The organism is Flavobacterium sp. (assembly GCF_044368625.1).
Lineage (GTDB): Bacteria > Bacteroidota > Bacteroidia > Flavobacteriales > Flavobacteriaceae > Flavobacterium.
On sequence record NZ_JBIPPD010000119.1, the window covers coordinates 1 to 10287 of the forward strand.

Consider the following 10287-nt stretch of genomic DNA (forward strand, 5'->3'; position numbering starts at 1 on the left):
TAAACCACCAGAAAGATTGCGTAAGGAATCAACTAAGGCATACAACTAATACAATTTTGAGAAATCTACTTATAAATTCGAGTTGCCTTTTTTGAAAGTTTTTTTTGATTTTTAATTACGATTTATCCAAAAACTGCTTCAAGCAATATGCGCTATTTTTTTGAGTTTAGCCAATATGACACTGAATTTATTGAATAGAAAACCACTATTGTTGGAGATGATAATAGCTTATATAAATAGTCTGTTTAAAAGATGATCGTTTTACCAGTACACTGTTTTTTAAAGTGTTTTAATTTTGATTAGATACAGTTATAAAACAGAAACAATTTTACCTCAACTACACACCTACCGATTAATTAAACGTGCTGCTTGTTTAAAGATTTGCAAAACTAAACACTAGAGATTAAAACAATTAGTTGGTAAAATTGTGACGTGATGAAGTGCCGTTTTTTTTTGCGTGAGGGAAGGAAGTGGAGCTCTTTTTTGCTTTGTAGAAAGCAATCTCTTGCCTGAGACTGCTTTCTGCAAAGCAAAAAAAGCGGGAACGGACTGCCCGACAGCGAAAAATCCAGATTGAAACCGGCTCTTAAAAGACGGATTTCAATCTGGATTTTTTGGTGGCACGCCCTAAAATAAAAAAAAAGTGCTGTTACTACCCTTGAAAGAGTGATGCAAAACTAACTCTATTTTATTTCTTCCCTTTCTTCTGTTCTGCTTTTTGAGCTTCGGCTTGTTCCATCATTTCACGCATTTTACGTTGAAACTTTCCTTCTGCTTTAGGCTTTGCTTTATTCTCTTGAATTTTAGCATGAATCTTGTCATTATCTACAATATAGTTTTTAATTACCAACATAATTCCGATAGTGATGGTATTGGAAACAAAGTAATACAAACTCAGTCCAGACGCATAATTGTTAAAGAAAAACAACATCATTAATGGCGAAATGTAAATCATAATTTTCATGATTTTTCCCATATCAGGCATTCCTTCTTGAGTTGGAGCTGCCATTTGTTGGTCACCTGTTGTCATTTTCATGTAAAAGAAAATAGCGACCGAAGCTAAAATTGGGAACAAACTCACGTGATTCCCATAAAATGGAATGTAAAATGGCAAATGCAAGACCGCATCAAATGATGACAAATCGTTGGCCCAAAGGAAACTCTTTTGACGCAAGTCAATCGCGGAAGGAAAAAATTGAAACAAAGCATAAAATACCGGGATTTGCAACAAAGCTGGAATACAACCCGCCATTGGATTCACTCCTGCTTTTCCGTACAATTTCATGGTTTCCTGTTGCTTTTTCATAGCATCATTTTTGTACTTTTCATTCAATTCGGCAATTTCTGGTCGTAAGACTTTCATTTTTGCTTGAGACAAATACGATTTGTAAGTGATAGGCGACATTACCAATCGCACTAAAATAGTAAACACGATGATTACAATACCGAAAGAACCGATAAATGAACTCAACAAATCATAGGTTGGAATAAACACATAGCGATTGATCCACCCAAAAATTCCCCAACCTAATGGAATAATTTCATCTAAATTACGCTCGTAATTGTTTAAAATTCGGTAATCGGCTGGGCCGTAATACCAGTTCATTTTGTAGTTTATTTCGCCACCTGTAAATGCAAGTGGAACAATTGAACTGAATTTTTTGGTAAAAGTGGTATCTATTTCTTCGTCTTTAACCAAATTTTCCGAAGTCATTTTTGCGGTAGCAAAAGGCGTATCGGTTAATAAAATTGAGGTAAAAAAGTGCTGTTTGTAAGCAATGTAGGTTACTTTTTCAGCATCGTCTGTAGTTACTTCACTTTGGCTTGTATAGGAATCTTTACCGTCTTCGTATTCGTAAACGATTTCGGCATAACGGTTTTCATAGGTGACACTTTTTTCATTGCGGTAGGTTTGCAAGTCCCACTCCAAATCCATTGGTTTCGAAGCATTTAACACCGAATTCATTCCTTGTGAGCGAATCGAAAAATCGAGCATGTATTCGTCTGGTTTCAAGACGTATCGGTATTCCATATATGCATCAGCAGCCGATTTCAAACGCATCGTCAACACTTGATTGGCTCCTTCTTTGGTTAAAGTAGGTTCAAAATACAAGTCTTTCGTGTCTAAAGAACGGTTGTCTTTGGTTTGTAATTTCAAGTTTAAACTTGCGTTGTTTTCTTGAATGATTTTTACCAAACTTCCAGAACCTTTCTCAAATTGCTCAAACTTTTTGAGAGTTGCATCGACTATATAACCACCTTTGTTAGCTATTTTTAGCGAAAGCAAATTGTTTTCTATGGTAGTAAAATTGTTTTTTGCAGAAGGCAATGTCGCAGAGTATGCAAAATTTCCTAAAGCGCCTTTCAGCTTTTCCAGTTGAAGTGAATCGGTTTTTGTAGTATCAGCAATTGCAGCAATTGGCAAAGCAACTGGAGTTGGTGTTTTAGCTGCTTTTTCTACTTGTTCTTTCTTTGCTTTCTCGGCAGCCACTTCTTGTTCAGTTGGCTGATTTTGATACATTATCCACATTAAAATTCCAAAAATCAGGGCAAACCCGATGATGGAATTGAGGTCAAATTTTTTTTCTTCCATTGTGCTTCTTTACGATAGTTTGGCTATCAATTGTACTTATTTAAATTATTTTTGTTTTGCTTTCACGGTTGCGGCAACAAAATTCACAAACAAAGGATGCGGATTGGCCACCGTACTTTTATATTCGGGATGGTATTGCACGCCAATGAAAAACGGATGCTTTTCGATTTCGACAATTTCCACCAAACCCGTATCTGGATTTACACCAGAGGCTTGTAGACCTGCTTTTTCCAATTCAGAAAGATAGTCGCCGTTGAATTCATATCGGTGACGGTGACGTTCTAAAATACTAGAACTGTTGTAAATTTTATGTGCCAATGTATTTTCTTTGATGTCGCATTTCCAGGCGCCCAAACGCATCGTTCCGCCTTTATCGGTAATGGTTTTTTGTTCTTCCATCAAGTCGATAACTGGATGAGAAGTTCCGCCATTCATTTCAGTTGAATTGGCATCTTTGTAACCAAGAACATTTCGTGCATACTCGATAACAGCCATTTGCATTCCCAAACAAATTCCTAAAAATGGGATGTTATTTTCGCGGGCATAACGAACAGCTTCAATTTTTCCTTCAATCCCGCGTTCTCCAAAACCAGGTGCGACTAATATCCCGTCCAATTCCTTAAATTTTTCGGCAACATTTGCAGCATCAATGTATTCCGAATGAACCGAAACTACGTTTACTTTGGTTTCATTTGCCGCTCCTGCATGAATAAATGCTTCTAATATCGACTTATACGAATCTTGCAACTCGACATATTTGCCTATTAATCCGATGTTTACCACGTGTTTTGGGTTTTTCAATCGGTGTAAAAAAACATTCCAATTTTTTAAATCCGGAGTAGCTTTTTTTGGTAAGTTTAATTTTTTTAATGCTACCACATCCAAACCTTCTTCTAACATCAAATTGGGTACTTCATAGATGGTAGAAGCATCGATGGATTGAATTACCGCTTCGCGTTTTACATTGCAAAACAAGGCCAACTTTTGACGAAGCTCATCTGAAATTTCATGTTCGGTACGACACACTAAAATATCGGCTTTGATTCCGCTTTCCATTAAAGTTTTTACGGAATGTTGTGTGGGTTTGGTTTTCAATTCTCCGGCAGCGGCCAAATACGGGACTAAAGTCAGGTGAATCACAATCCCGTTGTTTTCCCCTAATTCCCAAAGCAATTGACGTACCGATTCGATGTAAGGCAAACTTTCGATATCACCAACAGTTCCTCCAATTTCGGTAATCACAATATCGTAATCACCGGTATTGCCAAGCAACTGCATACGCTCTTTAATTTCGTTGGTAATGTGTGGAACGACTTGTACCGTTTTGCCTAAAAATTCGCCTCTTCGCTCTTTTTCTATAACCGATAGATAGACTCTTCCAGTAGTAACGTTATTGGCTTGTGAAGTAGGGAAATTCAAAAAACGCTCGTAATGACCCAAATCCAAATCGGTTTCCGCTCCGTCGTCGGTCACGTAACATTCGCCGTGTTCATAAGGGTTCAGCGTCCCTGGATCAACATTAATGTACGGATCAAATTTTTGAATGGTGGCTCGGTATCCTCTCGCTTGTAATAATTTTGCTAATGATGCAGCGATAATTCCTTTTCCTAACGAAGAGGTCACTCCACCGGTTACAAAAATATATTTTGTTTGATTCATTGTGTTATTGTTTGTAGTTGCAGTTGTGTAAAAAACGTGGCAAAAGTACGAATTTTATTAGTCAATTAGATAATTTGTGAATTAGATAATTAGATAATTTGTGAATTAGACAATTGGTAAATTATCTAATTTGTAAATGTGATAATTTGATGGTTTATGATAACGTTCATTTTACTCAAGTATTTATAAATGAAAAACCCTCTGGTGAACTGAATCACGAGAGGGCTTTTTAAAATATTGAAAGTTGATTAGTTTGCAATCAACTTGCCTGTTTGAAGTACACCAGCGTCGTTCTTGTAATGATAGATGTAGATTCCAGGTACAACGTTTATGTCGATAAGCGTTGCACTTTGATTAATTTTTTTCTGGATAATCAATTTACCTAGCATGTCATAAACACTAAAGTCACTATTGATGTTGTTTTCATTAGCTTGAACAGTAAATGTATTTTTGAATGGATTTGGATAAATCAAAATATTATTTTTGATTGGTTCTACATCGCCAACACTTAATGTTTCACATCCTGAAGTCATATTAACCGTAGTAGAAAATGTAGTTACAGCACCATTTGTAGTCATTACTCTACCGTCAACTTGAGCACCTGTACCTATGTTTACCGCTCCATTATTGGCAATCATTGTGCCTTTAAATTCTGAATAGTCATTGATGGCGATTGCACCGTTTACAATCCAATAGATGTTTTTAGCTTGGGTTCCATTTACCAGCATGACTTTAGCATACGTACTTGTTGATAATGCTCCAAAAATTTTGATAACAAAAACCGCATCCGAATTTCCTTGAGCATCCAAAAACAAATTATTCGTTAATACAGTGGAACCATTTAATAAATACGTGTGGGGTGTTAAAAGCAAATCGTTTCCAAATTGAGCTGGATATAACAATTCAATATCTTCCGGAAGTGTATTTAAGTACGTTCTAACTTCTAATAAATCTTCGGCACAAGCTGCAGTTGATGCGTCTGGAATGGGGTGAATTGTACCATCCACATTTGCACTGTTAAAACCAGCTGTTAAACCTGAGTTTGTACCTACATCACCCATCAAATTTGTAATTCCTGAATTGGTTACACTATCAATTCCTGAAAAAACAGCATAACAAATCGTTGTTCCTAAATCAGGAGCCAATGGACCTGTTAAAACTGGACTTCCACAACCTAGAGGCAGTTTGGCATCAATTCCGTTTACAGTCACGGCACCTGTAGTGGTCAACAATCGCCCTTCGAGTGTAGCATTAATATCCATTAAAATTGCAGCATTGTTGGCTACGACGGTACCTCGCATTTTAGTTCCAGTTGCCATGTCTACTAAACCTTCGACTTTCCAGAAAACGTTACATGCCTTTGCTCCATTGATCAAAATGATTTCGGATAAAGCATTTGTAGAAAACGCACCTTAAATTTTAAACACAAAAAGTGCGTTGGGATCACCTTGACCATTTAAAGTAAGATTCCCGTTTAATACGGCTTGACTGTTGATGAAATAAACACCTTGGATTAAGAGAAGCTCCATTTCCTAAAAGAGCTGCTGGAAAATAATTCGGAATCAATGCATTTAATTGATTATAAGCAATCAATAAATCGGCTACTGCTAATTGACTGACACTATTATTATCTTCGATGTTTCCGTTTACATTTCCAAAACCGGTTGAAGTTCCGCCAGAAGTGTTGGTCCCAACGTTTCCTGTTAGGTGTGTCAATAAACTGTTTGTTGCATTTGAGGTAACCGCGCCATTTGAAGAAAATAGAACAAAGTTTGCTGCAGATCCCAATGTTGGCGCCTGAGCGCTCGCACAAATACTCAGTAGGGTAGATAGTAAAAGTGTTGCGATTTTGGGTAATTTTGTTTTCATTTTATTGGATATAAAATAACGTAATTGTTATTTACTCTCGTCAAAGGTGATGCTCAAACATCCAATAAAAGTTATTCTATTTAGTACAAATGTTATACGATTTTAGTAGTGTTTTAAATACAAAGCATTACTTATGAAACAACGTATTTACTACGGTTTGGGATATTTTTTCTTGATATTCCGAATCAAATCTTCCAGACCGTTGAGTTTTAATTCATAAATCAATTGCAATTGCAAACCCAATTCGCCTTTTGGAAAACCTTTGTTGCTGTACCAAACCACATAATATTCGGGTAGGTCAATAAGAAAACGCCCTTCGTATTTTCCGAAGGGCATTTTAGTATGGGCTAGTTTGATGAGCTTTTCTTGGTCGGTCAATTTAGTTCCATTTAAAAGTGACTTCTTTTTTAATATCGGGATGCAAACTATTCAAAACCGGACAAGTCATCGCGGTTCGCTCTAAAATTAGTCGAGTGCGTTGATCCGCAGCAACAGACATTTCAAATTTCACATGTATTTCGGTGATTCTTCGAGGTTCTGTTCCCATAATTTTGGTAACCTCTGCAGTCGAATTTTTTAATTCAACGTGTAAATCTCTGGCTTTAATTCCCATAACCGTCATCATGCAACTCGCTAAACCATTCGCAACGGTATCAGTTGGCGAAAAAGCTTCGCCTTTACCGTTATTGTCTGTAGGAGCGTCCGAAATAATTTCGGTTCCTGATTGAATATGTGTCGACGAAGTTCGCAATTCGCCGAGGTAAGTTACTTTTGAAGTCATATTAATTAGCAGTTTTTATAGACAAATCGTTGTCGTAATATAAAATGTAAAATCCAGTATTTTTAAAACCTTTGTCCGTTCTTTTTGCATAAGCAAATCTGTTCTCAAACTGTTCAGTGTTTACTGCCGTCAAGGTTTTTTTAAATTCCATTTCCTGAGACAAACGGAGTAAGGCATCAAACATAATATCAAAACCACGAACGGCATAAGGATTAGGCGAAATCATATTGAGTTGTCGGTATTTTTGTGTAAAATACGATTTCTCGTTTTGCGTTACTTGTTTTCCAACGGATGGATACATCAAATGCAATTGTGCCAAACTTTCGATTTTAATTTCATCCGAATCCAGTTTAGGATTGGGATCTAAAATTACCAACTGCACGTCATATTCAACCTGCATTGAAAGCAAAGTGGTGATAATCATTTTTATACGATACGTATTTTCAGTATCCATTACTACATAATTCTTCTTCCCTTTCACTAAAAGCGATTTGATGCCGTTGTTGGTAGTTTCGATGGTTTCAAAATTAACCAACTTCACGGAAGGCTGATTTTCAGATAAATATTTTCGGGTTGACAATTTTTTTGTATCAATGACGCCGATTATATTAGTAGTATCGGTTTTCATAAACTCAAACATTTTATCCTTCATAAAATCATCAGAAGGAATGGTTTGAATCACGTTCGGCAGCACTATGGAAGTTTCTTTTGATAATGGCGAAATAATACTGATGCTGTCTTTCATCAATATTTGAGCCGCGCTTTCTACATTGCTTTGATAAAACGGTCCTATCACAAGATCGGTTCCAATAAAATTACTTTGTTTAAAAATAGAAGCAATATTCGAAGAATTTTTGGTTTCTTGAGAGTCAAATATTTTAACATCCACGTTCAATCCCAATGCTTTGGCTGAATCTATCGCTATCAAAGCTCCTGAATAAAAGTCAAGAGTCATGTTCAAAAACTTATCGTTTCTAATCCGATTTCGAACCGAACTCGTATCGCTTTCAATTTTTGAAATGTTAAACGGCAAAAGCAATACTAAATTTTTTCGTTTCGAAGTTTTTAATGATTGTGTCAAATCGGTATATCGTTTAGGACCGGAAAGCAAACTGCTTTTTGATTTGGCTGGAAAATACAAAATCATTCCCTCTTTGACGCCCTCTTTTAACACCGGATTTAAAGCAATTAATTCTTCTTGCGAAAAACCCGAAGAAGTTGCAATTCCGTACAGTGTTTCCTTGGGTTTTACTTGATACGAAATCATATTCGGTTTTGTGGGAACGGAAATGATTGCCACATTTGGCTTGACATCAATGCTATTGGCTTTTTCGGTCTTTTCCTTTGGAATTTTTAGCGAAAATCCAATTTGCAAACCGTCTTTAATTTCGGGATTCAACTGTTGCAAATCTTCAATGGCTACATTATATAATTTCGAAATAGAATACAAGGTTTCCTTAGGTTCTACCACATGGGTTTGAGCACTTGTCGAACTGGTATTTTGTATTTTGGAAGTAGTTACAATCGCTTTTTTTGACGGAATCACGATGGGGTCGCCAATTTTCAAACCATTAGCAAGAATTCCAGGATTCGATTTTTCGAGTTCGTCTTCGGTTACGTTATAAAGTTTGGTCAAGCTATAAATGGTCTCTTTGGCAGAAACTACATGCGTCTTTTTTTCGGAAATAGTTGGTTCTGTTTCCCGAATAATAATACCGTTACCTTTGGGAATAAGTAACAACATATCAGGTTTCAAACCGTTTTGAGCATCGGGATTGAGTTTGAAAATAATTGCAGGCGTTATCTGATATTTCTGTGCGATTTTAGTAACCGTTTCGCCCGCTTCCACTTTATGTTTAATAAAATTTTGCTGTGCAAAAACGCCAACACTCATTCCAAGACATACTAAAAACAGCAATAACTTCTTCATAATCCATCTATTTTTAAAAAATTAGCGTTTCTAAATTTACTAAAAATAGAAACGCTATAATCAATTATTTATTCCCACTCAATCGTTGCAGGTGGTTTGGAGCTAATATCGTACACTACTCTATTCACTCCTTTTACTTTATTGATAATATCGTTTGACACTTTCATCAAGAAATCGTAAGGCAAATGTACCCAATCCGCTGTCATTCCGTCGGTTGATTCTACGGCTCTTAACGCAACTACTTTCTCGTACGTCCGTTCGTCCCCCATCACTCCTACACTATTTACAGGAAGCAAAATCGCTCCGGCTTGCCAAACTTTGTCGTACAATCCCCAAGATTTCAATCCGTCGATAAAAACAGCGTCCACATCTTGTAAAATCTGTACTTTCTCTGGTGTAATATCCCCTAAAATACGAATCGAAAGCCCCGGTCCTGGAAACGGATGACGACCTAATAATGCTGCGTCAATTCCTAAAGTCGCTCCTACTCTTCTAACTTCGTCTTTGAATAACATGCGAAGCGGTTCAACGATTTTCAATTTCATAAAATCAGGCAAACCTCCTACGTTATGATGCGATTTAATCGTTGCCGAAGGTCCTTTTACAGAAACCGACTCAATCACATCAGGATAAATCGTTCCTTGAGCCAGCCATTTTACCTCGTCGCTGATTTTAGATTCGTCGTCAAAAACTTCAATAAAAACACGTCCGATGGTCTTACGTTTGGTTTCAGGGTCGCTGATTCCAGCCAATTCACTCAAAAAGCGTTCCGTAGCATCGACTCCTTTTACATTTAAACCCATTCCTTTGTATTGTTCCAAGACACTTTCGAATTCGTTTTTGCGTAAAAGACCGTTGTTCACGAAGATGCAATGCAAGTTGGCGCCAATGGCTTGGTGCAATAAAACCGCGGCAACAGTAGAATCTACACCGCCAGAAAGTCCTAAAACTACTTTATCATTACCCACTTTCTCCTTTAATTCTGCCACCATTTCTTCCACGAAAGCATTTGGTGTAAAGTTTTGAGGAACTTCAGCAATTTTTACCAAGAAGTTTTCTAATATTTGTTTACCATCCGTAGAATGATACACTTCTGGGTGAAATTGAATTGCATAGGTCGTTTCGCCTTCAATTCGATACGCCGCATTTTCTACATCGTGGGTGCTGGCTAGTTTTATGCCGTTTGTGGGAAGTGTTTTTACCGTATCCGAATGACTCATCCATACTTGTGAATTTTCAGAAACGCCTTCAAAGAAAACTTCTCCTTCTTTGATGAAAGACAAATTTGCTCTTCCGTATTCTCTGGTATTGGACGGAGCGACTTCGCCACCGCTGAAATGGGCCAAATATTGAGCTCCATAACACACAGCCAGAAGTGGCATTTTACCACGTATTTGCGACAAATCGGGATGGGGTGCATCTTCGGCACGAACCGAAAACGGGCTACCGGATAAG

Annotated in this window: 8 protein-coding genes and 1 pseudogene; all 9 read right to left on the reverse strand. The window is 37.1% G+C overall.

Going from position 1 to position 10287, the window contains the following annotated elements; all coding sequences use genetic code 11:
• Positions 1-688 precede the first annotated feature (688 nt).
• Positions 689-2593 (reverse strand): membrane protein insertase YidC, encoded by a 1905-nt coding sequence (gene yidC / locus ACIQ2X_RS09930; RefSeq protein WP_396178775.1) that lies wholly within the window; start codon positions 2591-2593, stop codon positions 689-691.
• A gap of 45 nt (positions 2594-2638) precedes the next feature.
• Entirely contained in the window at positions 2639-4252 is a 1614-nt protein-coding gene (locus ACIQ2X_RS09935) for a CTP synthase (protein ID WP_396178776.1), read from the reverse strand.
• A 248-nt stretch (positions 4253-4500) separates the two neighbouring features.
• Positions 4501-5514 (reverse strand): ice-binding family protein, encoded by a 1014-nt coding sequence (locus tag ACIQ2X_RS09940; RefSeq protein ID WP_396178782.1) that lies wholly within the window; start codon positions 5512-5514, stop codon positions 4501-4503.
• Positions 5512-5781 (reverse strand): annotated as a pseudogene (locus tag ACIQ2X_RS09945) (ice-binding family protein); the annotation flags it as partial. The gene ACIQ2X_RS09940 and the pseudogene ACIQ2X_RS09945, both read right to left, overlap by 3 nt.
• The gene (locus tag ACIQ2X_RS09950; RefSeq protein WP_396178777.1) at positions 5696-6121 is read right to left on the reverse strand and encodes a hypothetical protein; all 426 of its coding nucleotides are present in this window, start codon (positions 6119-6121) and stop codon (positions 5696-5698) included. The pseudogene ACIQ2X_RS09945 and the gene ACIQ2X_RS09950, both read right to left, overlap by 86 nt.
• Positions 6122-6271: 150 nt before the next feature.
• Positions 6272-6499 (reverse strand): DUF3820 family protein, encoded by a 228-nt coding sequence (locus ACIQ2X_RS09955; protein ID WP_396178778.1) that lies wholly within the window; start codon positions 6497-6499, stop codon positions 6272-6274.
• Position 6500: 1 nt separating this feature from the next.
• Positions 6501-6902 (reverse strand): OsmC family protein, encoded by a 402-nt coding sequence (locus tag ACIQ2X_RS09960; protein WP_396178779.1) that lies wholly within the window; start codon positions 6900-6902, stop codon positions 6501-6503.
• Between the two features lies 1 nt (position 6903).
• The gene (locus ACIQ2X_RS09965; protein WP_396178780.1) at positions 6904-8832 is read right to left on the reverse strand and encodes a LysM peptidoglycan-binding domain-containing protein; all 1929 of its coding nucleotides are present in this window, start codon (positions 8830-8832) and stop codon (positions 6904-6906) included.
• A gap of 68 nt (positions 8833-8900) precedes the next feature.
• On the reverse strand, positions 8901-10287 hold a 1387-nt coding region (guaA, locus tag ACIQ2X_RS09970; RefSeq protein WP_396178781.1), incomplete at its 5' end, for a glutamine-hydrolyzing GMP synthase.